Origin of the sequence: Marinobacterium ramblicola (assembly GCF_019084545.1) — a bacterium.
GTDB lineage: Bacteria > Pseudomonadota > Gammaproteobacteria > Pseudomonadales > Balneatricaceae > Marinobacterium_D > Marinobacterium_D ramblicola.
The window spans coordinates 38,517-62,672 of sequence record NZ_JAHREP010000022.1; the positions used below are offsets into that span (position 1 = coordinate 38,517).

General features: G+C 60.6%; 26 protein-coding genes. 14 read left to right on the forward strand and 12 right to left on the reverse strand.

The features are described 5' to 3' along the window. Positions 1-127 precede the first annotated feature (127 nt). The 5 genes from KQ940_RS16435 (at position 128) to KQ940_RS16455 (ending at position 4,276) form a co-directional block, all read left to right on the forward strand. Entirely contained in the window at positions 128-880 is a 753-nt protein-coding gene (locus KQ940_RS16435) for a TOBE domain-containing protein (RefSeq protein ID WP_217414858.1), read from the forward strand. Between the two features lie 48 nt (positions 881-928). Continuing rightward, positions 929-1,684 (forward strand): molybdate ABC transporter substrate-binding protein, encoded by a 756-nt coding sequence (gene modA, locus KQ940_RS16440; RefSeq protein ID WP_217414859.1) that lies wholly within the window; start codon positions 929-931, stop codon positions 1,682-1,684. A gap of 18 nt (positions 1,685-1,702) precedes the next feature. After that, positions 1,703-2,368: a molybdate ABC transporter permease subunit gene (modB, locus tag KQ940_RS16445; protein ID WP_217414860.1), complete on the forward strand. Its 666-nt coding sequence runs from the start codon at positions 1,703-1,705 to the stop codon at positions 2,366-2,368. Next, positions 2,365-3,504, forward strand: a complete 1,140-nt coding sequence (gene modC, locus KQ940_RS16450; RefSeq protein WP_217414861.1) for a molybdenum ABC transporter ATP-binding protein — start codon at positions 2,365-2,367, stop codon at positions 3,502-3,504. Before modB ends, modC begins: the two co-directional genes overlap by 4 nt. A 226-nt stretch (positions 3,505-3,730) precedes the next feature. After that, a complete protein-coding gene (locus tag KQ940_RS16455) occupies positions 3,731-4,276 on the forward strand; it encodes a flavodoxin (RefSeq protein WP_217414862.1) in 546 nt (181 codons plus the stop codon). A gap of 96 nt (positions 4,277-4,372) precedes the next feature. Here KQ940_RS16455 and KQ940_RS16460 read toward each other — a convergent pair whose 3' ends face one another. Beyond that, positions 4,373-5,320: a DMT family transporter gene (locus KQ940_RS16460; RefSeq protein WP_217414916.1), complete on the reverse strand. Its 948-nt coding sequence runs from the start codon at positions 5,318-5,320 to the stop codon at positions 4,373-4,375. Between the two features lie 117 nt (positions 5,321-5,437). On the opposite strand from KQ940_RS16460, the gene KQ940_RS16465 reads away from it, so the two are divergent. After that, positions 5,438-6,229 (forward strand): AraC family transcriptional regulator, encoded by a 792-nt coding sequence (locus KQ940_RS16465; protein ID WP_217414863.1) that lies wholly within the window; start codon positions 5,438-5,440, stop codon positions 6,227-6,229. Positions 6,230-6,359: 130 nt separating this feature from the next. Here KQ940_RS16465 and clpX read toward each other — a convergent pair whose 3' ends face one another. From clpX to hexR, 11 genes are all read right to left on the reverse strand, one after another. Beyond that, on the reverse strand, positions 6,360-7,667 hold the full coding sequence (gene clpX, locus KQ940_RS16470; RefSeq protein ID WP_217414864.1) for an ATP-dependent Clp protease ATP-binding subunit ClpX: 1,308 nt from the start codon (positions 7,665-7,667) through the stop codon (positions 6,360-6,362). After that, complete coding sequence (nifM, locus tag KQ940_RS16475; RefSeq protein ID WP_217414865.1) at positions 7,664-8,554, reverse strand: nitrogen fixation protein NifM; 891 nt, start codon at positions 8,552-8,554, stop codon at positions 7,664-7,666. The genes clpX and nifM overlap by 4 nt, the downstream gene beginning before the upstream one ends. Further along, a complete protein-coding gene (locus KQ940_RS16480) occupies positions 8,538-9,023 on the reverse strand; it encodes a nitrogen fixation protein NifZ (RefSeq protein ID WP_217414866.1) in 486 nt (161 codons plus the stop codon). The genes nifM and KQ940_RS16480 overlap by 17 nt, the downstream gene beginning before the upstream one ends. A gap of 4 nt (positions 9,024-9,027) precedes the next feature. Beyond that, complete coding sequence (gene nifW / locus KQ940_RS16485) at positions 9,028-9,360, reverse strand: nitrogenase-stabilizing/protective protein NifW (RefSeq protein ID WP_217414867.1); 333 nt, start codon at positions 9,358-9,360, stop codon at positions 9,028-9,030. Positions 9,361-9,371: 11 nt separating this feature from the next. After that, positions 9,372-9,896, reverse strand: a complete 525-nt coding sequence (locus tag KQ940_RS16490; RefSeq protein ID WP_217414868.1) for a hypothetical protein — start codon at positions 9,894-9,896, stop codon at positions 9,372-9,374. 4 nt (positions 9,897-9,900) lie between these two features. Further along, the gene (gene cysE / locus KQ940_RS16495; protein ID WP_217414869.1) at positions 9,901-10,689 is read right to left on the reverse strand and encodes a serine O-acetyltransferase; all 789 of its coding nucleotides are present in this window, start codon (positions 10,687-10,689) and stop codon (positions 9,901-9,903) included. Positions 10,690-10,714: 25 nt separating this feature from the next. After that, complete coding sequence (locus tag KQ940_RS16500; RefSeq protein WP_217414870.1) at positions 10,715-10,870, reverse strand: hypothetical protein; 156 nt, start codon at positions 10,868-10,870, stop codon at positions 10,715-10,717. After that, positions 10,854-12,017 carry a homocitrate synthase gene (nifV, locus tag KQ940_RS16505; protein ID WP_217414871.1) on the reverse strand — a complete coding sequence of 388 codons (1,164 nt, stop codon included), beginning with the start codon at positions 12,015-12,017 and terminating at the stop codon, positions 10,854-10,856. The genes KQ940_RS16500 and nifV overlap by 17 nt, the downstream gene beginning before the upstream one ends. A gap of 326 nt (positions 12,018-12,343) precedes the next feature. Next, complete coding sequence (locus KQ940_RS16510; protein ID WP_217414873.1) at positions 12,344-12,673, reverse strand: hypothetical protein; 330 nt, start codon at positions 12,671-12,673, stop codon at positions 12,344-12,346. Positions 12,674-12,810: 137 nt separating this feature from the next. Then, complete coding sequence (locus tag KQ940_RS16515; protein WP_217414875.1) at positions 12,811-13,932, reverse strand: enoyl-CoA hydratase/isomerase family protein; 1,122 nt, start codon at positions 13,930-13,932, stop codon at positions 12,811-12,813. A 56-nt stretch (positions 13,933-13,988) separates the two neighbouring features. Next, positions 13,989-14,852 (reverse strand): transcriptional regulator HexR, encoded by an 864-nt coding sequence (gene hexR, locus KQ940_RS16520; protein ID WP_217414876.1) that lies wholly within the window; start codon positions 14,850-14,852, stop codon positions 13,989-13,991. Positions 14,853-15,187: 335 nt separating this feature from the next. Here hexR and KQ940_RS16525 point away from each other — a divergent pair, with 335 nt between their 5' ends. The 8 genes from KQ940_RS16525 (at position 15,188) to KQ940_RS16560 (ending at position 24,152) form a co-directional block, all read left to right on the forward strand. Then, on the forward strand, positions 15,188-16,042 hold the full coding sequence (locus KQ940_RS16525; RefSeq protein WP_217414877.1) for an HAD-IIB family hydrolase: 855 nt from the start codon (positions 15,188-15,190) through the stop codon (positions 16,040-16,042). Between the two features lie 83 nt (positions 16,043-16,125). Next, positions 16,126-17,349 carry a glycosyltransferase family protein gene (locus KQ940_RS16530; protein ID WP_217414878.1) on the forward strand — a complete coding sequence of 408 codons (1,224 nt, stop codon included), beginning with the start codon at positions 16,126-16,128 and terminating at the stop codon, positions 17,347-17,349. Next, on the forward strand, positions 17,346-19,088 hold the full coding sequence (locus KQ940_RS16535; protein ID WP_217414879.1) for a sugar phosphorylase: 1,743 nt from the start codon (positions 17,346-17,348) through the stop codon (positions 19,086-19,088). Before KQ940_RS16530 ends, KQ940_RS16535 begins: the two co-directional genes overlap by 4 nt. Before the next feature lie 34 nt (positions 19,089-19,122). Then, on the forward strand, positions 19,123-19,821 hold the full coding sequence (locus KQ940_RS16540) for an SRPBCC family protein (RefSeq protein WP_217414880.1): 699 nt from the start codon (positions 19,123-19,125) through the stop codon (positions 19,819-19,821). Positions 19,822-19,938: 117 nt separating this feature from the next. Beyond that, positions 19,939-20,226 carry a hypothetical protein gene (locus KQ940_RS16545; protein ID WP_217414881.1) on the forward strand — a complete coding sequence of 96 codons (288 nt, stop codon included), beginning with the start codon at positions 19,939-19,941 and terminating at the stop codon, positions 20,224-20,226. 208 nt (positions 20,227-20,434) lie between these two features. Further along, a complete protein-coding gene (locus tag KQ940_RS16550) occupies positions 20,435-22,408 on the forward strand; it encodes a TonB-dependent receptor (protein ID WP_217414882.1) in 1,974 nt (657 codons plus the stop codon). Positions 22,409-22,418: 10 nt separating this feature from the next. After that, the gene (locus tag KQ940_RS16555; protein ID WP_217414883.1) at positions 22,419-23,564 is read left to right on the forward strand and encodes a hypothetical protein; all 1,146 of its coding nucleotides are present in this window, start codon (positions 22,419-22,421) and stop codon (positions 23,562-23,564) included. A gap of 30 nt (positions 23,565-23,594) precedes the next feature. Next, positions 23,595-24,152, forward strand: coding sequence for an RNA polymerase sigma factor (locus tag KQ940_RS16560; RefSeq protein WP_217414884.1), 558 nt, complete (start codon positions 23,595-23,597; stop codon positions 24,150-24,152). Positions 24,153-24,156 lie beyond the last annotated feature (4 nt).

Genomic DNA, 24,156 nt, shown 5'->3' on the forward strand with positions numbered 1-24,156 from the left:
ATTTTTTACATAACGCTAAATTTCACCAAGCAAAACTCATATTTATTATTTATCATATACTTAATTCACTGGCATGGATTAAGCTTAATCTTAGCATTAGCAATTTTTTACATAACGGTCCTGCGGCATGGCAGAACAGAATCAACAACTTGAAGCTCTCGCGTTGCAACTTGATCAGCGTGGACGGCTGGAAAAACGGCTCAGACTGCTCGAATCGATCGCCGCCACCGGCTCGCTGACAGCCGCCGCAGAGCTCACCGGCGTCAGCTATAAAACCGCTTGGAATCATCTACGCGAGTTGAACGGTGCCTGCACCGAAACACTGGTTAGCACCAGTACCGGCGGCGCCAATGGCGGCGGTTCACGGCTCACCGACAGTGGAGAGACCCTGCTCAAGCTGCTGCGCATCCAGCGCACCGGCAGCCGACACCGCCTGGCACAAAGGGTACCGGCGCTGAGATTCAGTGCCCGCAACCAGTTGCCGGCGCGCGTGATCGGCATCAGCAGCAGTGGCGTGATCGCCAGGGTGGAGCTGCGTATCGGCAGTCTGGAGCTGTATAGCCATATTACCCGCAGCAGCATTGAACGCCTGGGACTAAGCCAGGGCGGTGGCGCCTTCGCGATCATCAAGGCCAGCGCGCTCGGACTCCTGCCACCAGACAGCCCAACACCGGTCGGCGATATCAACTGCCTGCCGGCCAGGGTGCTCAGCTGCGAAAGCAGTGCCGAGGGCCGGGAGATCGAGCTGGAGCTGGCCGAGGGCGTCAGCCTGACCGTGGCCCGTGCCTTCGACCTGAGCGAAGAGGCGTGGATCTACCAGGGCACAGTACTTCAGGTACTGATTCAGCCGGAGGAGATCATGCTGGCGACCGCCGCATGAAGGCCAGGGTCCACTGCGGCCGCAGCAGATCAAGTTAAGGATGAGGATATGAACAGGTTCCTACGCAGCATCACAACAGCAACAGCCCTCTGCCTGCTGACGCTGAACGGGCAGGTGCAGGCAGCGGAGGTCAAAGCCGCGGTAGCCGCCAACTTCACCGCCGCGGCCAAGGAGATCACCACCGAGTTTGAACGGCAGAGCGGGCACAGCGTCAGCCTGAGTTTCGCCTCCACCGGCAAGCTCTACACCCAGATCGTCAACGGCGCACCGTTCGATATTTTCCTGTCAGCCGATTCATCCCGCCCCCAGCTACTGGTCGAAAAGGGCGATGCAGTGCCCGACTCGCTGTTTACCTACGCGGTGGGCCAACTGGTACTGTGGAGTGCCGATCCAGCGCTGATCGACAGCGAAGGCCGCGCCTTGAAAGAGAAGAAACTGGAGCGCCTGGCGATCGCCAACCCGAAAACCGCCCCCTACGGCGCCGCAGCGATAGAGGCGCTGGAGGCCTTGGGCGTCTGGAGCGACTACGAAAGCACCACCGTGCGCGGCGACAGCATCGCCCAGACCTACCAGATGGCCTATACCGGCGCGGTCCCGGCGGCGCTGGTTGCCCGTGCCCAGATCGCACTGGACAGCAGTGGCTCAAGCTGGCTGATCCCGGCGGAGCTGTACAGCCCGATCCGCCAGCAGGCGGTATTGCTGGCCAAAGGTGCGGACAACGAGGCGGCCAAGGCACTGATCGCCTACCTGAAGAGCGATCAGGCCCGAACCATCATCGAGCGTTACGGATACGGTCTGGAATAGCACCCGGGAGTCGAGAGCATGACCGAAGCGATACTGCTGACCCTGAAGCTGGCGGGACTGACCACGCTGATCCTGCTGCTGGTCGGCACACCGCTGGCCTGGTGGCTGGCCCGCAACCGCACCTGGTGGAAGGAGATCATCAACGCCCTGGTCGCCCTGCCGCTGGTGCTGCCGCCGACGGTGCTCGGCTTCTACCTGCTGCTGGTGATGTCGCCGCAGAGCGCACTGGGCGGCTTCCTCAAGCAGACCTTCGGTATCACCCTCCCCTTCACCTTCGAGGGGCTGGTGGTGGGCTCGGTGATCTACTCCCTGCCCTTCGTCGTCCAGCCGATCCGCAACGCCTTCGAGGCGATCGGCAGTGCACCGATGGAGGTGGCGGCCACCCTGCGCGCCTCACCGCTGGACCGTTTCCTGACCGTCGCACTGCCGCTGGCACGGCCCGGTTTTCTCAGCGGAGCGGTGCTGGGCTTCGCCCATACCGTCGGCGAGTTCGGCGTGGTGCTGATGATCGGCGGCAACCTGCCCGGTGAAACCAAGGTGCTTTCCATCGCCATCTATGATCATGTGGAATCACTGGAGTGGTCCCAGGCCCATATCCTATCCGGCGGTATGTTGGCCGGCTCGTTCCTGCTGATCTTCGCGATGATGCTGATCGAGAAACGCTGGGGGAGACTGCACCGATGAGCACACTCAACGCCCGCTTCAACGGCCAGGTCGGCGACTTCCGCCTCAACGTGGATTTTGCCATCCCGACCCAGGGGGTCACCGCCCTGTTCGGCCCCTCCGGCTGCGGCAAAACCACGCTGCTGCGCTGTATCGCCGGACTGACCCGGCTGCCGGGCGCCGAGCTGTCACTGAACGGCGATAGCTGGCAGCAGGGCCGCCGCTTCCTGCCGACGCACAAACGCCCGATCGGCTACGTGTTTCAGGAACCGGGTCTGTTCGCCCACCTCAACGTGATGAAAAACCTGAGCTACGGCATGCGCCGGGCCGGCGTAAAAACTGAGGATTCCAACGAGCTTGGCGAACTGGCGGAACTGATGGGCATCACCCACCTGCTGCAGCGCCAGGTGCATGCACTGTCCGGCGGCGAGCGACAGCGCGTGGCGATCGCCCGCGCCCTGCTGATGCGGCCCAAGTTGCTGTTGATGGATGAGCCTCTGTCGGCACTGGACCAGGACAACAAGAACGAGATCCTGCCCTATCTGGAGCAGCTCCACGCCCAGCTGGAGATACCGGTCCTCTACGTCACCCACGACCGGCGCGAGGTGGAGCGTCTGGCCGACCGGATTCTGCTGCTGCGCGAGGGGGAGCTGCTGGCCCAGGGCGAGATCGGCGAGATGCTGGCCCGCCCCGACCTGCCCTTCGCTTCCGCCCGGGATGCGGTGACCGTGCTCGATGGCCGGGTACTGCATTTCGATGTGCGCTACGGGCTGAGCACGCTACAGATCGACGGCGGCACCCTGGAGGTACCGGATACGCTGGGCCCGACCGGTGTCTACAAGCGCCTACGCATCGCCGCTACCGATGTCAGCCTGGCCCAGAGCCTGGACCACGCCAGCACTATCTTGAACCGTCTGCCGGCGGTGATCTGGAAGATCCTGCCCACCGACGGTTCCAGCCTCAATGTGCTGCTGCGCATCGGCAACATGGGCGAGGGCAGCGCCCTGCTCGCCAGCGTCACCCGCAAGTCTGTGGAGAGCATGAACCTGCAACCCGGCCAGAGCATCTACGCCCAGATCAAGGGCGCCTCGCTGCTCGGTTCACACACCACACCCCATCCACGGCAACACCGGATGACGCCGCTGCTCAACAGCTGATCTGCCACCGCCCCAATGTCGCAAAGCACACAGAAAAACCGAAAAACCGGCTGTGCGCTTTGCGACAAGGGGCATGCGACAGCGCCGTCACGACAGTGCCACACCCCGCAATTCAAGCCCTTCAGCCATACCCCGCCGCTGGTATGGAATTCGCAACTACCCGGTAACACCCGCCCTGCCGGGACCTGCATAACTGTTGTAGCTGATGACCTGTAAGGAGAACATCATGGCACGTATCGGTCTTTTCTTTGGTAGCGACACCGGCAAAACCCGCAAGGTCGCCAAAATGATCGGCAAGAAGTTCGACGAACAGACCGTGGCCAAACCGGTCAACGTCAACCGCGCCGACCCGGACGAATTTGCCGGTTACGAATTTCTGATCCTCGCCACACCGACCCTTGGCGAAGGTCTGCTGCCGGGTCTGTCTGCCGATATCGAAGATGAAAGCTGGGAGGAGTTCCTGCCGAAGATCGAGGACAAGGACTTCAGCGGTAAAACCGTCGCCCTGATCGGCCTCGGCGATCAGGTAGGGTATCCGGACGAGTTCGTCGATGCACTCGGCGAGCTGTACGCGTTTTTCTCAGAGCGCGGCGCCAATATCGTCGGCTCCTGGCCCACCGACGGCTACGAGTTCAACCACTCGGAAGCTGTAGGTGAGGATGGCAAGTTTGTCGGTCTGGCACTGGATCTGGATAACCAGTCCAACCTGACCGAAGAGCGCCTGAATGCCTGGCTGTCACAGATCGCCGGTGATTTTGACCTCAACCTCTAATCCCGGCTGCGTATCTATCCCATCAAACCCATCACGTTCCCTATTGCGTGGCGCACCGATCTCCAGTGCGCCATTTTTTTGCCTGTGCTTAGGCCATCACTCTCCTACCAGAGGCTGCCGCCCCATCCGTAACCGCGACTTGAGCCAGCCCTGACCGCTCACCATCAGGATACCGGCGATCACCAGCATCGCGCCGACGAGGAAGTTCGGTTCCAGCGTTTCATCCAGCAACCAGGCACCCAGCACCACACCGAACAGTGGTGTCATAAAGGAGAGTACGCCGACCTGTGACGCCCGGTAGTGACGCAGCAGCCAAAACCAGATCAGGAACCCGACGAACGACACCATGATCGACTGAAATCCGAGACTGAACAGCGCTTCAGGCGTCGGATTGAAGCTGGTCCGTCCCAACAGCAGCGCCGCCAAAGAGAGCAACACAAAGGCACCGAGCAACTGATACAGCAGAGTCTGGTTGGGTGATAGCTGCGCGAGACTGGACGAGCGAATCACCACCGTGGTCAGCCCCCAGGACGCGCCCGCGAGCAACGCCAGCAGATCACCGATCAGCATGGCGCTTCTCTCCACCGGCAGTGAGCTGCTTGTTGCCGAATCGCCGCCCAGAAAGGCCAGCGCGATGCCGGCAAACGCCAGCACGATCCCCAGCCATTGCAACGGCGACAGGCGCTCGGTATGCACCTTGAAATGCAGGATAACCGCGGAAAAGATCGGTGACGTATAAAGAAACACCACCGAGTGCGCGGCGGAGGTGCGCAGCAGCGCCTCGCCCAGCAGCAGATACTCCATCGAAAACAGCACGCCCACCACCAGGCCAGGCTTCCAGTTGGCCGCGCCAAACTCAAGCTTTTCGCGCCGCACCGCGATGTAAGCCGCCACCAACAGCGCGGCGATACCTGAGCGCAGCGCCAACTGCAGCACCGGAGATATATCCGCGCCGGTACCCTTGAGCAGCACCTGCTGCATGCCGATGATCAAACAGAAAAACACCATCAGGCTGAACGCCCGCACATCCACCGAGCTGCGCATATCCACCGGCTCTACCCTCAGACTGAAACAAGATCTGTCGCCATTGTGGCTGTGTCAGTTAGGCGAGATATAGCTAGAATATGACAAACGACAGCGAAATCCTGACAGAGGCATGCCTTGGCCCTCCCCACCCGGCAACTAGCAGACACCCCCTATACGACCGAGCTGCCCAGCCCGATCTGCTTCCGTACCGCCTGTGTGCCGGCGGATGCCGCCTATCCCGTGCACAGTCACCTCTGGGGCGAGTTCGTCTACACCTTCAGCGGCGTGATGGAGGTCAAGGTCGGCGGCCAGCAATATCTGGTGCCGACCCAATACGGGCTCTGGCTGCCACCCCATGTGGAGCACCAGGGGCTGAACCGCTACGAAGCCTGCCACTGCTCGCTCTATGTGGCGGAGCCGATCTGCCACGCCCTACCCAGCACCACCTGCGCACTAACCATGACCCCGCTGGTCAGCACCATGCTGGAGCACCTGAAAGCCAGGGCGCTCACGCCCCCCTACAGTGAAGAGGATCAACGCTTGCTGCAGGTGCTGGTGGATCAACTGGCAATGGCCGAGTGCGTCGGCAGCTACCTGCCCAGCTCGGTAGATCCTCTGCTGGCACCGATCCTTGCACAACTGGACAGCGCGCCGGGCGACAATGCCACCCTCACCGAGCTGGCCAACCGGGTGCACACCACCGAGCGTACGCTAATCCGGCGCTGCCAACGGGACCTGGGGATGTCACTGGCGGAGTGGCGACAGCGGCTGCGGGTGATAAAAGCACTGCCGATGCTGGAAGCGGGCGACAAGGTGGAGAGTATCGCCCTGGACCTGGGCTACGCCAGCTCCTCGGCCTTTATCAACATGTTCCGCCGCCTGATGGGGGTCACGCCGGACGAGTACCGTAAGGGGCTTAACGGCTAGTCGCAGCGATCAATCGCGCCATCGAATCCTGCGAACCTGGCGGCCATGCGGCTTCGGACCATTTTCGTGGCGTCACGAAAATGATCGAGCTGGGCAGGGGGTTTTCTTCGGAGCAATCACATACAGCTAATTAACTGGCACCGCTCTTGGCGCTGACGACGGGCTCATCCTCTGCCAGGGCCTCAGTTTCGTCACCCAGAATCTCCCGCACGATCAGCTCGCTGGCATCGTCGACCTGTTCGCGGTCGACCACCGCTTTCTTGAGCTGGGGATTGGAGGGCATTTCGTACATGGTGCGGCGCAGGACCGACTCCAGGATCGAGCGCAGGCCGCGGGCGCCGGTACCGCGGTCGCAGGCCAGTGCGGCGATGCGCTGCAGCGCGTCGTCGGTGAAGCTGAGTTCGACGCCCTGGTAGGCGAACAGCTGGGTGTACTGCCTGACCAGGGAGTTTTTCGGCTCGGTCAGTACCCGTATCAGCGCTTCGGCGTCCAGCTCATGCAGGAAGGTGATCACCGGGAAGCGGCCGATGAATTCGGGGATCAGGCCGAACCCCTGCAGGTCATCCGGTTGCAGCGCGGCGAGCAGCTGGTCGTGGGTATGCTGGGGGTCTTCGACGAAGGCGGCCTGGAAGCCGATGCCGCCTTTCTGCGGCCGCAGGCGCTTGCGCACCAGATCCTCAAGACCGGGGAAGGCGCCGCCGACGATGAACAGGATGTTGGTGGTATCGATGATCTCGTCGCCACCTTCGTGGCGGCGGCCGCTCTTGGGCAGTTTGACCTCGTTGCCCTCGACCATCTTCAGCAGTGCCTGCTGCACCCCTTCGCCGGAGACATCACGGGTGTTGGTGGCGCCCATCCCCTTGCTGGCCAGTTTGTCCACCTCGTCGATGTAGACGATGCCCCACTGGGCACGCTGCAGATCGCCGTCGGCGGCATCGACCAGACGGCGCAGGATGGTGTCCACGTCATCGCCGACGTAACCGGCCTGGGTCAGGGTGGTAGCATCGGCCACGACGAAGGGTACGCCGATGACACGGGCCAGGCTTTTCACCAGCAGCGTCTTGCCGGTGCCGGAAGGACCGGCCATCAGTACGTTGGACTTCTCCAGCTCCACCGCCTGATCGGCGTCGTGCAGACTGCCACTCTGGCCCATATTGATCAGCCGCTGGTAGTGGTTGTATACGGCGACGGCGAGGATCTCCTTGGCACCGTCCTGGCCGATCACGTACTCGTCCAGGTGCGCCTTGATCTCCTTCGGTACCCGCAGGGATTCGGCAAGTTCGGCACGCTTGGCGCTCTGTCCCCAGCTGTTGACGACCTGGTGGGCCAGCTCGACACAGGCGGAACAGATGTAGCCGTCGTTACCTGAGATCAGTGGCGTGTCCGGCGACTGTTCGACACCGCAGAATGAGCAGTTGAGCTTGGATTTGTCTGTCATGCGTTCACCACTTGTGCAGGGTTCTTGCTGAAAGAGCTGAGGCGATTGAGCTGTTCCGCGATCCACTGGCGCTGGAACTGGGCGCGCTGACGCTCTTCCAGGCTCTGCCGCAACTTGGGGAGAATTTCGCCGAGCGGGACCTGACGCGGCGGTTCGATCTCGCCGCAGTAGAGCAGATGGAAGCCCAGCTCCGAGCGCACCGGGGTGCTGATCTCTCCACTGGCCATGCCAAACAGCACCTCGTCCAGTTCGGCAAACAGCTTGCCACGCTCTACTTTACCGACGAGACCACCGTGCAGAGCAGTGGGGCATTCGGAGTGCTTCTGCGCCTGCTCTTCGAAACGGCCCGGCTTCTTCAGCAATCGACTGCGGATCTGCTCGACGCGTTGCAGCGCCAGGGCTTCGGTGTTCTCGGCGTAGTCGTCGTTGACGGTGATGAGGATATGGCGCGCCTCGCGCTTTTCGCTGACGGCGAAGCGCTCCGGATGCAGGTAGTAGAACAGCTCGGCATCGGCGTCGCTGACCTGTACCTGACCGATGCAGACGCGTTCAAGCACCGCCTCGACCTGCAGTTCGCGCCGCAGACCCTCCTTGAGCAGCGGCATATCCAGCTCGGCCTGCTCCAGCGCCTGCAGGAACGCCTCTTCGTTCTGGAAGCGGCCCCTGATCTCCGCGATCGCGGCGTTGACCTGCCCCTCCGGTACCACGATACCGGTGTTCTCCTCCGCGTAGAGGATGGCGCTTTCGATATTCAGCTGATGTGCCACGCGCGCCGCCGCCTCTTTTTCCCGCTCACCGGTCAGGTCGGCCGGTGAACAGCCGTACTGACTCCAGGCCAGCTTGAACAGCGCATACACCGCATGCGGATTGTCAGTGCTGTATTTCATCGGCATGCTCCTGCGTAGTGGCTCCATCGAGAGTGGCTGCAGCGAGCGCCCGCTCGGGGAGCATGATGTTGCAGCCGTTTATGTAGAGGTTGTAGAAGATCTCGTCCTCATCCTCATCGCGCAGCACGTTCTCTATCTCGCCTATATCCCCCTTGCGGGCGATCACCTCGCCATCGAGCTGCAGGGCGCAGCGTGCCTGCACCTTGTCGCGGAACTCGAAGCGGTTCTGAATCCACTTCTGTGCCACGGGGATCAGCTCCTCCTCGCGACAGCCGACCGTCTTGCCGGCATCGATGAAGTGGACGCGGTAGATCAACTGGTCCTGCAGATAGGTGCCGACATCGTAGACGACGCCGGTGGCGCCGCGCTGGATCAGCAGCTCGCCCACCTCTTTGCCCGGGTAGGTGCCGTCGTTGCGTACGTTGCGGGTCAAGCGTACTTCGTCGCCGTACTCATACCTCGGTTTCATAGGCTCAGGACTCCAGCAGCTGGTCCAGTGGCACGAAGGTGGTCTGCGGCCCGTGCATATGGAACACCTTGAACACCTTCTCGGTCAGGGCATCGGACTCGACGAAGTCCCGGTAGGCCTGGGTCAGCATCTGCTGGTACGCCTGCCTCAGGCTGTCCTCGTCATCCGGCAGAGCGCCACCTTTCTCGGCCTTCTGCAGATAGTCATGGTAGCGCTGCATGATATGCAGGCGATTGATCATCACCACCTTGGCATCGAACTCGATCTCGAAATACTCGAGAAACTCCTCCGCTGAGCTCAACTCTTCCAGATCTTCAATAAACTCGAAGTCGCTCATATGCTTTCCCCTCAGGCTGTCATGCGCTGTTTCAGTGTGTAGATACCCATGTGGTTGTAGGCGACCTCCAGCAGCATGCTGACGTTGAGCCGGTCGGCCGTGTCGAGCTGCCGCACCTTCTCCAGGCGCTCGACGCCGGCCTCGATCTCGCCCAGGCGCAGCTGCAGATAGCCCGCGCCCTTCAGCGCCAGCAGGTAGAAGCGCACCATGCTGAACGACTGCACCATGCCGTGGGCCAGGATCTCCAGCGTCATCTGCCGCCAGTGGCCGCGATAGCCGAACAGGCGGCCGGAGAGCGCAATCGCGCACTCGGCCACGCTCAACGCATCGGCATAGCGGTGCTGGTAGTAATAGAAGCGGTACAGGGCCACATGCACCATCAGGTTGTCCGGCGCCAGCGCATGGGCTTCCTGCAGGTAGGGTTCCGCCTCGCCTTCGCCATAGGCCTCGGCGGCCTGTTCGAGCAGTGCCAGCACACGCGGCTCCGGTGGTGACTCGAAGTAGAGATCGTTGACGTCGAAATCATGCAGGTCCATCGCGCTATCCCCTGGAAAAATGCTGCTTGCCACCGGCACAGTCGACTTCGCAGATCTCGCTAGACGGCGTGCAGCTATTGTAGAAACTGGCCTGGTAATCGGGCTCCAGCCGTCCCTGCGCCTCGAGACGGGCCTCGAGCTTGTCGATGCGCTCCAGCAGACAGCTGATGGCACGCCCTACCGGGTCGGGAATCAGGTGGTGGTTCAGGTTGATGCCGTACTCGCCGCTGCTGACCGGTTGGTCGGACACGATACGCCCGGGAATGCCGACCACGGTGCCGCCGGCGGGTACGTCCTGCACCACTACCGAATTGGCCCCGACCCGGGCGTCGCTGGCGACGGTGATCGGCCCCAGCACCTTGGCCCCGGCGCCAACCAGTACCCGGTCGCCCAGCGTCGGGTGGCGCTTGCCCTTGTTCCAGCTGGTGCCGCCCAGGGTGACGCCGTGATACAGGGTGACATCGTCTCCGATCACCGCGGTCTCGCCGATCACCACGCCGGCGCCGTGGTCGATGAACAGGCGCGCACCGATGCTGGCACCGGGATGTATATCCACATTGGTCAGCAGTCGGACCAGGTAGGCGATCAGCCGTGCACTGTAGCGCCAGTTCGCCCGCCACAGTCGATGCGACAGCCGATGCATCAGTACCGCATGCACCCCTGGATAGGTGGTCAGCACCTCGATCCAGTTGCGCGCCGCCGGGTCGCGCTTGAATACGCAGCGCACATCCTCTTTCCACGCGGCCAGCAGTCCGCGCTTTTCGGGTCGATGGGTGGTGACACTTGCATTCATGGCGCCGCTCCTTGGAGTTGTCCGCTTATTTGCCGGTACAGCGGGTGATCGGCCGGGCCACGGGCACGCCACGCCCCATGACGAACCCGGTCAGTACCAGATGCCGTTTCATCGCGGCCGCATGCTGATCTTCCGCCTGCAGACGTTTTTGCTCTTCGTTGCGTTCAGTTTCCGGCTTCATAGTGAAGACCTCCTTCAGCATTGAGGATGTTGAGATGGAACTGCTGCAGCTCCAGCATCGAGGGGCTGCGTTTGGTTTGGGTGACAAATTGACGGATCGGCTCCAGCATCATCGCCGCCTCGGCACGACTGAGTTCGATACCGATACCGGCGAAGGCATGGATCACCCCCTGGGTACCGGAGTGCTTGCCCAGCACCAGCTCGTGGTGGCGCCCGAGCAGCAACGGATCAAGCCCCTGGTAGTTGCGGAAATCCTTCAACAGGCCATCTGTATGGATACCGGACTCGTGGGTGAAAACATGGCTGCCGACCACGCTTTTCTGGCAGTGCACGGCGCGGCCGGAGGCGGACTCCACCAGAGCCGACAGGATCGGCAGCCGGGCGATATCCACCCCGGTGTCGATGCCGTACAGCTGTTTCAGGCCGACCACCGCCTCCTCCAGCGCGGCGTTGCCGGCGCGCTCGCCAAGCCCGTTGACGGTGGTGTTGATATGGGTGGCGCCGCCCATCACCGCGGCCAGGGTGTTGGCCGTGGCCAAGCCGAGGTCGTCATGGGCGTGCATCTCGATCTCGATGTCGCTGCCGCTGCGCAGCCGCTGCATCTGGGTTAGCACGGAGAAGGGTTCGAGAATGCCGAGGGTATCGGCGTAACGGATGCGGCGGGCACCGGCGCGCTCGGCGCTCTCCAGTATCCGCTGCAGGAACTCGAGATCAGCGCGGGAGGCGTCTTCACAGCCGACACAGACCTCGAAGCCGAGATCCACCGCCTTACGCACCTGCAGGTCGATCTGGTTCAACACCCAGCCCCGGTCGCGGCGCAGCTTGTGCGTGATCTGCTGGTCGGAGGCGGCGATCGACAGGTCGACCAGATCAACCCCGGTACCCAAGGCACTGAGCAGGTCGTTGTCGCACATACGACACCAGGCCATCAGCCTGGCACCCAAGCCCTGGCTGGCGATGGCACGCATCACGTCGCGCTCCGCCTCGCCCATCGCCGGAATGCCTATCTCCAGCTCGCCAACACCGGCCGCCGCGAGCGCAGTGGCAATCTGCAGCTTCTCCTCGGCATTGAACGCCACTCCGGCGGTCTGTTCACCGTCCCGCAGCGTTGTATCGTTGATTACGACCTGGCGTTGTGCAGCTGTCATCTGATTACTCCCGCATGCCAACGGAATCGACGCTGGATTCCGTGTTCAGGGAGACAGTTGCAAACAGTGTTCCACGAAAATTTTATTTAATTTTCATAAGGTTAAATACAACAAGAGGGTCAACAAACGCCAACAAAGAAACAAAACGACAGCTTTTGTAGCAAAGCAGACAGCGGAGAAATACCCTGAAAAATATACCGGCTTTATCCGTTATTCGGCTTCAATAGCAGAGCAACGAGATTTATCTCGATTAGAGGGGGCTAAAACGCCCTGAACCGGATTTACCCGTTCAAGGCATCCGCCGTTAACTGAGGCAAACCGGTGAATCAGCGTTTGCGGCGATCGATATCGCGTAACAGACCACTGATATCCAGGTCGGCGGCTTCGGCCAAGGCTGCGATATCTTTCGGCGGGCTGGGTGGCATCCCGCCCACGGCACGCATCGGCTGCTGCGGCTTACGGTGTGCTGCCTGCCGTTTAAGCCGAAGGTCTTCCTCCTGCTTTTTACGACGTAGCGCTTCTTTCTCCCGCTTAAGCCTCAACTCTTCGGCCTGGCGCTTTTTATCGTCGGCTTTTTTTAAGACCAGCTGTTTTATTTCATCCAGCTGTTCAAGCGAAAACTGCTGTAGATAGGCGGTAATATCGTCTTCTTTCATATCGGAGTGCTGAAATATAGCGAACAGGCGACGAGAATATCGCCCGAAGTCAGGTGTTGATTAGTGTATCCACTTGCAGCCTAACACTGAAGTATTTATTGCTGAAATATAAAATCTTCAATATCGAAAGCATCGTCTTATACCGGGACACCCGGTGGCATCGGCAGATCAGCCATAGGGTTTTTCGGCCATACCGGCTCGAAGAAGCTGTCCACGTCTGCCTTGTCCACCTCGACCACCGAGGGGTAACTCCACTTAGGCCGGCGATCCTTATCCACCAGCAGAGCACGCACCCCTTCGGGAAACTCGGTATGCAAGCCGCACTGAACCGCCAGGTTAAGCTCGGCAGCGAAGCACTCCCGCAAAGACAAATGGCGGCAGATACGCAACTGGCGCTCGATTATCCAGATGGCAAGTGGACTACCACGACGTACCGTAGCCTGGGCCCGCTCGATCCAGTTGTCGTTACTTTCTGTGGCCAGCAAGGCACCGACGATCTCGGCCACCTGGTCGTGGTCAGTGATCGCCTGGATCAGATCATAGTGGTCCCGAATCGGCGAATGAGGGTTCAGCAGCGGCTCGGACACGGTTTCCAGGCCGCGTACGATTTCGGAGACAACAGAGTTGGCACTCAGGCTGGTCCAGTTCGCCGCTTTCAGCGCCTCGATCATCTCGCCATAGCGGGCATGTTCGATAAACCGGTCGGCCAGACCGAGATAAAGCGCATCCGCCGCGTTGATCGGATTACCGGTCAACGCCAGAAACAGGCCGGTGCGCCCCGGCAAACGATTCAGGAACCAGCTGGCCCCCACATCCGGGAACAGCCCGATGTTCACCTCCGGCATCGACAGCGCCGAGCGCTCGGTCACCACCCTGACACCGCATCCGTTCATCAACCCCATACCGCCCCCCATCACGATGCCATCGGCCCAACAGATAATCGGCTTGGGGAACTGGTGCAACTGATAATCGAGACGATACTCGGCTTCGAAGTAGCGCCTGGGGGCTTCCCGATCACCGGCCTTGATCAGATGGTAAAGGCTGACCACATCGCCACCGGCACAAAAGGCTCTTTCACCGACGCCACTTAACACCACCGCACAGACCCGCTCATCTGCCGCCCAACCATCGAGCGCAGAACTCAGCGCTTCGATCATCTCCAGCGTCAGCGCATTCAGCGAGCGCTCGGCGTTCAGCACCACCTCGATCAATTGATGACCATCGGTCGTGTCATGAGTATTGATCAGCACGGCGGACATCGGCTTCTCCTTTTATAGTTATTGGGCGAAGGATGTGAACAAGTATTGCGCCCTGGCTAGTCGCTCGCATCTACCGGATATCGGGTTTCCTTCAGCGACTCCTTGATCCGGCGCAGGTGCGGCAAAAAGTGCGCTCCGCGGCGCAGGGTCACACCGGTTGCCAGGATATCGACCACCACCAGATGGACGATGCGTGACAGCATCGGCATATAGATATCGGTATCTTCCGGTTCCTTGACCCCAAGCACGACGGTGCAGTGCTTGGTCAGCGGTGAACCGGGGTTGGTGATGCCGATCACCGTAGCTCCGCTGGCGCGTGCGATCCTGGCAATGTCCACCAGTTCGCGGGTGCGGCCGGTATTGGAAAAGATCACGATCGCATCGCGGGTACCGGAGGCGGCAGCAACCATCCGCTGCATCAACACGTCATCGTAGGCAATGACCGGAATATTGAAGCGGAAGAACTTGTGCTGGGCATCCTGGGCGACGGAGCCACCGGCACCCAGGCCGAAAAACAGTATCTGTTTGGCCTGGATCAGCTGGTCCACCGCCAGCTCGATCGCCGCGGGGTTCAGCCCCTCCTTGGCCTGCGCCAGGCTTGCCATCGTGGCGTCGAATATCTTCGGGGTATAGCGCTCGGCAGTGTCGTCAGGTTCGACACTGCGGGTGACATAGGGCACCCCGCTGGCCAGCGACTGCGCCAGGTGCAGCTTGAAGTCCGGAAAACCGGCGGTATTGAAGCGCTTGCAGAAGCGATTGACGGTGGGCTCACTGACTTGGGCCTGCTTGGCCAGCACCGCGATCGAGGCCCGGGTCGCCGCCTGGGGATCGGACAGAATCACCTGCGCAACTTTTCGCTCGGATCGATTAAGGGTCTCGAGCGCACCATCGATTTCCTGAACAAGGTTAAAGGTTGTCATGCGTTTCCTTGCGAACAAGAGACAAACACTGAGTGTTTAACAAGCGTCTAACTATAACAACTCTGTAGTCGATTGACCGCAAACTGCGGCGTTTACATCCTGGACATTTTGCACCAAACCGGTGCACACCCCAATTTTATCACTCAATCCGCACCAAGCCTGGGCTCTCAGCCGCCCTGCATCGCGTGTACCCCGCGTTAAGGGCCCGATCTGTCGAGCCTTCAACCGAACTGGCACAAAGATCGCTTCGGGTCAGAGAAACCGAATAGACAAGAGCGTCAGGAGACCTGACCGGCATAGCGCCCCTCTATCGCTACCAATGCCGGCAACCGCCCATGACTTACTCGTACCCGCAACAGACGGCTCCACCGCTACTGATCGTGACCGATCTGGATGGAACCCTGCTCGACCATGACAGCTACAGCTTTGCCGCCGCGCGCCCGGCACTCGAGCGTGCCTACGCCGCCGGTATCCCGGTCATCGCCAACACCAGCAAAACCTGTGCGGAGCTGATCAGCCTGCGCGCCAGCCTCGACAACAGCGACCCCTTTATCATCGAGAACGGCTCGGCGATCTGTATTCCCGAGCAACAGATCCACCTGCACCAGGGGGAAGACGTAATCGACGAGGGCTATATCGAGCTGCCGCTCGGCGTCGGCATCGACCAGATCCGCGCCGCACTCGATAGCCTGAGACCGGTATACCGGTTCGAAAGTTTCGGCCAATGGAGCCTCGAGCAGGTGATCGCCCACACCGGCCTGTCGCCGGACGCCGCACGTCAAGCGCAGGACCGCCGCTACAGCGAAGCGCTGCTCTGGCTGGATAACGACGAAAAGAAACAGGGTTTCGCCAACACCCTGGCCAGCCTAGGTCTGCACTGTCTGCAGGGCGGGCGCTTTCTCAGCATACTCGGCGCGGGGGCCGACAAGGGCCGTGCCCTTGAGCGTCTGAAACAACTCTACCGCCCGCTGCTCGGTGAAACCCCGCTGGTGATCGCCCTCGGCGACAGCGATAACGACGTGGCGATGCTGGAGGCGGCGGATATCGCCGTGGTGATCGCTAATCCGCACCGCCCGGCACCGGTCGTACAGGCCAACCAAGTGATCCACAGCCAGGCCGCAGGCCCTGCGGGCTGGAATGACGTGATCCAGATGCTGCTGGATCGTTACCAGGCTGCCGAAAAACGTTAGGGCTCTAATGTTTTTCAGCCGCCTGTTAAGGCGCTCGTAGAGCGATCAAGCGCAACTGCGCTAGCCTGACAGGAGAAAAAGTGATGGGCGATTTTTATCAAAATGGGGTCATTACCACCCTGCACAACCTGTGTGACCGCCCCCTCGGCGAACTCGAAAACGAACTGGCGCAGTATGGCCGCCGACGCCCCATGTCGCTGGTGCTGCCCTCGCTCTACTCCGAACTGGAGGGACCGGCGCTCGGTCCTATCATCGACGCGCTGGCCGAGGTGCCCTATCTCAACGAGATCGTGATCGGCCTGGACCGCGCCGACGAGCAGCAGTATCGCCACGCGCTGACCTTTTTCGACCGCCTGCCCCAGCACCACCGGGTGCTGTGGAACGATGGCCCGCGCCTGCGCGAGGTAGACAGGCTGCTGAGCGAACTGGATCTGGCACCACGAGAGCCCGGCAAGGGGCGCAATGTCTGGTACTGCCTGGGCTATGTGCTGGCCACCGGGCGCGGCGAGTCGGTGGCGTTGCATGACTGCGACATTCTGACCTACGACCGCAGCCTGCTGGCCCGGCTGATCTATCCGGTGGCCAACCCCAACTTCAACTACGAGTTCTGCAAAGGCTACTATGCCCGTGTCGCCGGCAACCAGATCAACGGCCGCGTCAGTCGCCTGCTGGTCACGCCCCTGCTGCGCGCACTGAAGAAGGTGCTCGGGCCGCTGGAGTACCTGGATTTCATGGACTCCTTCCGCTACCCGCTGGCCGGCGAGTTCTCCTTCCGCCGCGACGTGATCAACGATATCCGTATCCCCAGCGACTGGGGCCTGGAGGTGGGGATGCTATCCGAGATGAACCGCAACTACTCCCACAACCGCATCTGCCAGGTGGATATTGCCAAGACCTACGACCACAAGCACCAGCCGATGTCGGCGGAGAATGCCGAGACGGGACTGTCGAAGATGTCGATCGACATCAGCAAGTCGATGTTCCGCAAGCTGGCCACCCAGGGGGTGGTGTTCAACACCGAGACTTTCCGCACCATCAAGGCGACCTATTTTCGTATCGCGCTGGATTTCGTCGAAACCTACCGCAATGATGCCTTGATCAACGGCCTGGATTTCGACATCCACCAAGAGGAGCTGGCGGTGGAGATGTTCTCGCGTAACGTCATGCGCGCCGGCGAGGATTTCCTCAGCAAGCCGATGGAGACCCCGTTCATCCCCAGCTGGAACCGGGTCATCAGCGCCGTACCCGATATTTTCGAGCGCCTGGTCGAGGCGGTGGAAGCCGACACGGCGGAGTTCTCAGCATGAGTCAGCGCGATCTCGACCTGCTGCGAAAACGGGTCATCACCCACCTGGACCGTATCTACGGCGGTGCCGACAACACCGCCCTGGCCGAACAGCTGATCGAGAAAATGGCGGTGGACGACAGCTGCCGCACGCCGGAGCCGCACACCAACCTCTGGGATCAGGAGGATATCCTGCTGATCACCTACGGCGACAGCCTGCTCTGCCCGCAGGAGAAGCCGCTCAAAACCCTGCGCCGCTTCCTGCACGAGCATCTGCACGGTTGCGTCAGCGCCGTGCATATCCTGCCCTTCTTTCCCTGGAGTTCCGACGACGGCTTTTCGGTGATCAACTATGTCGAGGTCAACGAAGCGCTCGGCGACTGGCAGGATGTGGAGGCGATTGCCGCCGAGTTCGACCTGATGGCGGATCTGGTGATCAACCACTGCTCCAGCCGCAGCCTCTGGTTCGAGAACTTCAAGGCCGGGCGCGATCCGGGGCAGGATTACTTCCGCCTTGCCTCGCCCGACGACGATCTGAGCCTGGTGGTGCGACCGCGCACCTCGCCGCTGCTGAAGGAGGTGGAAACCCTCAACGGCACCCGCTACGTCTGGTGCACCTTCAGCCACGACCAGATCGACCTGGATTTCTCCAACCCGGCGGTGCTGCTGGAGTTCGCCGGGATCCTGCGCCAGTACCTGGAGCACGGCGTACGCATCTTCCGTCTCGATGCGGTCGCCTTCCTGTGGAAGGAGCTGGGTACCCAGTGCATCAACCTGCCGCAGACCCATGAGATCATCCGCCTGCTGCGCCTGCTGGTGGAGCACGCGAAGCCCGGCGCGATCATCATCACCGAGACCAATATCCCCAAGCAGGAGAACCTCTCCTACTTCGGCAACGCCAATGAAGCGCACACGGTTTATAACTTTCCGCTGCCGCCGCTGCTGATCAACACTCTGATCACCGGCGACTGCCGGGCGCTGCGCGACTGGTTGATGAGCATGCCGCCGACCCAGCAGGGCACCTGCTACCTGAACTTCATCGCCTCTCATGACGGCATCGGCCTGCGCCCCGCCGAGGGGCTGCTGAGCGAACATGAACTGAACCAGCTGGTGCGCACGCTGGAGGGGTTTGGCGCCCGCGTCTCCTGGCGCACCCTGCCCACCGGGCAGGCGCGTCCCTACGAGATCAACATTGCCCTGTTCGAGGCGATGCGCGGCACTCAGAGTGGTGAGGATGAGTGGCAGATCGAGCGTTTTATCTGTGCGCATACGGTGATGCTGGCGATGGAGGGGATCCCCGCGTTCTATATCCACAGCTTCCTCGCCACCCCCAACGACGAGCGCCGGGTGGAGCTGTCCAACCACAACCGTGCCATCAACCGCCATCAGTGGGACCGCCAGTTGTTGGAGGAAAAACTGAACGACCCGGCCACCGATCAGAGCCGGGTATTGGGCCGCCTGAAGAAACTGATCGACCTGCGCGTCAAACAAAAAGCCTTCCATCCCAATGCGGTACAGTACACTCTGCAGCTGGGTGACCATATACTGGCGCTCTGGCGTCAAAGTCTGGACAGAGGTCAGCATATTTTTGCCATCACCAATGTCACCAACTGCCCTCGGCAGGTCTCGCTCGGCGAAGTGAACCTGCCCGGAGCAGAAAAATGGGTCGATCTGATCAGCGGGATGGAGTTCACCGACCGCTACGCGACGCTGACGCTCCAGCCCTATCAGAGCATATGGCTGTGCAATACTGATAAGTAAGAGATTCAGCAAAGGATCATGGAGGGTCACAACGTTGTATCACAGGTCATATCGTTTCCGCAGCGCCAAGCCAAAGCGCACCTGGCTCCGGCTGTTCCTTGGCCTTTCTGCCTCACTGCCCCTGTTTGCCCTGACCTCAACTGCCCAGGGTGACGAGGGCTGGCACCACTGGAAAACCGAGAAGCAGGTCTCGATCGATTACCGAACAGAGGCGGGCTCTGGCCTTACCGAGGTGAGAGCAGACACCTCCGTGCACTGCACCCTCTCCGCCTTCATCAACCTGCTGCGCGATACCGAAAACGCCGACAAGTGGCTCGACCGGGTGAAAACGGTGACGGAGCTGGAACGCTATTCGGAAACCGAAAACCTGGTGGAGACCCGCGTAAAGGGGTTTCTGGTTGTAGCTGAGCGCTGGGTGCGGACCCGCTCCACCATTGTCCAGGACGAGAGCCTGCGATTGACCCTGAGTGTGCGCAATCAGTATCAACCTGAGCTGGAGCTGCCCGGCATCCAGGTTCGGCGGCTAGAGGCGCAGTGGACGCTGACGCCGTTGCCGGATGGACAGGTGCATATCCGCTACCAGGGAATCATCGACCCCGATGGCGCCATCCCCGACTGGATGGCACACAACCTGAACCTGGAGTCCGCCTTCAACACCTTCGTAAATCTCAGGAAGCGGATCGAGCTGCCGCGCTATCAACAGCCCAGTCTCCCCTTCATCACCGAACCCTAACCGGTCGGCCGTGAACTATCCCCTCCGATACCAAGCCAAAATTTTTTGAACCGTTTCAGACGCGCTTTCGACATAGGTCACAGCAACACCCAATTATGTGAACCAGGAGACAACACCATGAAAGCGCAGATGATCAAACACCTTATTGCTACCACCGCCCTGTCCATTATCACCACTGGCGTTTTTGCCGCCGCGCCGGGTAACTCAGGCCCCATGCCTAAATGTCCGTTTGGCCAGATCGCGGTAAAGAAAAACGAACTGTGGGTATGCGAGCCGCTGAAAATCAAAGCGCCGAGTAAAGGCCTGGAAGCGGTGCCCAGCGCCGGTAATCAGTACAAAGCGGTCGAGCCATCCAAGCCGGCACGCGCCAAAGAAAACAACAGCAGAACCGCCGTATTCCAGTAATACCTATTGCGGCCGGCATTGACATTCGGGGAGAGTCCTGGCGACTCTCTCCGCATTTTCTATTATCCGTATAGGCGGCTGATCAGATTTTTCTTACCAGTCCGTAGAAACACTGGCATTATTTTTAAGCACATTAACCACTCATAAACTTCAGGGCAGGAAGATGCTGGTTAAAACAGGAAGGCTCTTAACCTCGTGTGGATTGTTATTGTGTAGTCTTCAAGGCCATGCCTCCGAGACTATCCAGCTGGTTTTCCAGCAGCCCTTGCAGGATAAAACGCTGGAGAGCATCGCCGTCGAGATCGGCGGCTACGATGTCACCCCCTTTATCGAGCGTACCGAAGATGGCGTCAGCGTATCTCTGGATTCCGGACTGGAGGCCGGCACCTATCAAGCCTATGTGCTCGCGTTTTATTCCGATGGCGAGATCCAGACACTGACTGAGTCCCAGGTCACCATCCTGGCGCCCAGCAGCACCACAGAGTGGAGTGTGAACTCGACGCTCTCCACCCAGGTGCGCGTAGCAGAGGATGACAATACCGACTACCGCAGTGTCGACCACCGGCAGACAAATGGTGCCCTGAGCGCCGATAGCGACCACCGCGACGGCAGCCTCCATACCTCTGCACGAGTACAGGCGGTGTACGACTCCCTGCATCAGGGTCACTCCCCCGACAGCGAATGGCAACTGGCCGATTACCAGGCGAGTATCGCCCATGAGGGGGAGTCCGGCAGCGCCGGCATGAGTGTCGGCAGTTACACCCACCCCAATGAGGATCTGCTGTTCTCCGGCTATCAGCGGCGCGGCGTCAACCTCTACGCCAACAATGATGAGCAGACCCTAAAGGCATCGGTTTTCGGCACCGCCAGTGAAACCACCAACAGCACCGAAGACGACCTTTTCTGGCCCGAGAAGCAGAACAATCAAACCCTCGGCGGCACACTCGCCGTCAGCCCGCTGGCGGATGACCCGGAACGCCTGACCCTGACCACCAGTTATGTCGACGGCAAGGGCCGATCGACCGGCAGCGGCTTTACCGTGCTCGACGATGAGAGTATCTACGGTGGGCACAGCTGGGGCATCACACTGGACTCGATCTGGCTCAACCGTTCACTCTGGCTGCACTGGCAAAAGGCGCAGTCCAGTTTCGACAGTGATGGTCTGGATTACGGCGATGGCGCCCTCGATGACGATGCCGACAAATGGCTGGTACAACTAAACTCCGGCCCCGATCTGCCTGCGTTCGGCGTCGATCAGTGGCAGCTGAGCGCCCAGCGCCAGCGCGTCGGCGAGCGTTTTTACAGTATCGCCAACCTGGGTCTGCCCGGCGACCTGGACACCCATCAACTGGCGCTCTACGCCAGCAAGGGCGGCCTCAGCCTGAACGCGGAGGGGCAACATCAGCAGAACAACATTGAAGATCACGCCGACCGCGCGACACTGACCGTGCGCTATTTCGGCTTGGACCTCAACTACACCCCCAGCGTCGACCTGGAATCCGGATTATGGCGCCATATCGGCTCACCGACCTACACGGCCTATTACCATGTCACCCGCAACAATCAGCCACGCAGCGACGTACTGCTTAGCGGAGTGGATGTGGACAACACCCAGCACGAATACTCGCTCGGGGCCAACTTCAGCCATCAGACCTGGAGCTGGGGGGTGAGTTACGCCCTGGTCAAAACCGACGATCGCAGCGATCCGGTCGAACAGAATGCCGTGGAGATCTACACCCCTGTAGGTGATACGGAAAACCACCTGACCAGCCTGCAATTGAGCTGGTTCCCGAATGAGCGCCTGACCCTCTCCCCCACTATTCAGTGGAACCGATACAAAGAGCTGGAGAACGACAACGAATACACGACCCTCAACACCGGCATCGATAGCCAGTACGCATTTATTCCCAACAAGTTGCTGATGAATGTGAACTATTTTTACGGCCGTTACGACAACCAGTATGGAGATCCTAACAACCTGGATACCCGACAGGACAACCATACCGGCAATCTGCAACTGACCTGGAAGGCAGTCGAAGCGAAAGACCTCAGACCCGGCATGGACTGGTTCCTGAAAGGAAACTACGGCAGACAGGATGACACCATCGATGCAAACGATTACGAGAGTTGGCAGGTCCGACTGGGCTTCAGCCTCTACTGGGCCGGCAACAACGAGGGTTAAAAGAACCGCTATGAAAACACGACTGCATATCCAGATTAAACGCCGGCTGTATCCGCTGGCACTGCTGCTGATCAGTTGCTGCGCGCTGCTGTCCACTCCCGCCCAGGCGGCGGTTACCAGCGCCAGCGGCAGCTCTGCGACATCCCTGCTGGTTGCCAACAAAACCAACAGTTTCACCATCCGCTGGCAGGTCGCCAGTACCTCGAGCCGATACTCGGCGGCCGCGACAGTCGCCAACCTGGCCTCCCCGATGACCCTGAACGGAGCGATCACGCCTGCCGGCGAGATCACCATCGAGAACTTCGTCATCAGTGGCGCTCAGGTTCAGAGCTGGCTCGATGCGGGCTACAGAACCATCATTATTCGCCGTAGCTTTGCCGACCTGTCCGGTGCGCCGGCGGGTGGCATCAACGCCGATGTGCGCTTCAACCTGAGCAGCAGCAGTCTGCGTGCCACCCGCGACAGCAATGCCTTCGCCATCCAGCGGCTGCAGCTCAGCTTCTCCAACCAAACCAGTCTGGCAGTGGTAGAACCGGGCCAGGAGCTGTTCGGCTACCTGGATGTGGATTTCAGCGGCACCGGTATTCTGGAGGGTTACTGGCAGCTGGCCGAGCCTGGCGCCAGTGAAGCCGCGCCGCTGTTCCGCACCCTGAAACTGGAGCGCCAGACCCTGAGCAGCTTGCAGCACGCGCGCCTGCCCAGTCCACGCCTGCCCACCGATAAGGCCGGCAAGTACCTGCTGCGCTTCTGCGTCATCGATCGCGACAGCACGGACGGCAACGCCTTCAACTGCCCCGACGAGGGTAAGGTGGTCACCGTCGCCTATCAGGTGCTCGCCGCCCCGCTGAGCCAGATCGAGGAGATGCAGTTGAGTGCCGATACGCAACCGGTCGGCCCTGCCACCCCACTGCACTGGAGCCCGGTCGAGAACGCGGTGGTCTACCAACTACAGATATTCCAGACCGCGGGTAACAACGCCCCCAGCTTCGTCGCCGGCATGCTGCTGCCCAACTCAACGCAGGGCACCCACTTGTCGACACTGGTACGGGACAAGCTGAACGCGCATCAACAGTATCTGTGGCGGATCAACGCTCTCGACTCTCAGGGCCGGGTCATCGGCCAAAGCGAGTTGACCGCGATGACCTACGTTCCCTGACCCGTCGGATGCTTTTGAGGTAAGTGCCGCATGGATGAAGACAAGGCCCTGCTCGACGCGATCATCGCCCGACAGGAGAGTGCACTGGAGAGCTTTTACCGAAAGTATTCCGGTCTGGTATACAGCTTTGCCCTGCGCACGCTGAAGAATCCGGTGGATGCCAGCGAAGTGATGAATGAGGTGATGCTGGAGGTCTGGAACAGGGCCTCCAGCTTCGCCTATAAATCGTCGATCAAGACCTGGCTGCTGTCGATTACCCACCACAAAGCGGTGGATATGGTGCGGCGGAATGTGCGCCACGACCACGAGGATGAAACCGAGATCGACCCGGAATCTGCCGATCAGCTCAGCTGCTCCATCGAACAGGGCGAGATCTCGTCAGAAAACAGCGGCCATATCAGGTACTGCATGGATGGTTTGGGTATGGCCCAACGCCAGGTGATCTACCTCACCTTCTTCGAAGGCTGCAGCTATCCGGAGATCGCGGCCACGCTGGATATCCCCGAGGGCACGGTCAAAACCCGGATGATGCACGCCAAAAAGCTGCTGCTGGCCTGTCTGGGCCGGTTAATTCCGAAATGGGATTGAACCG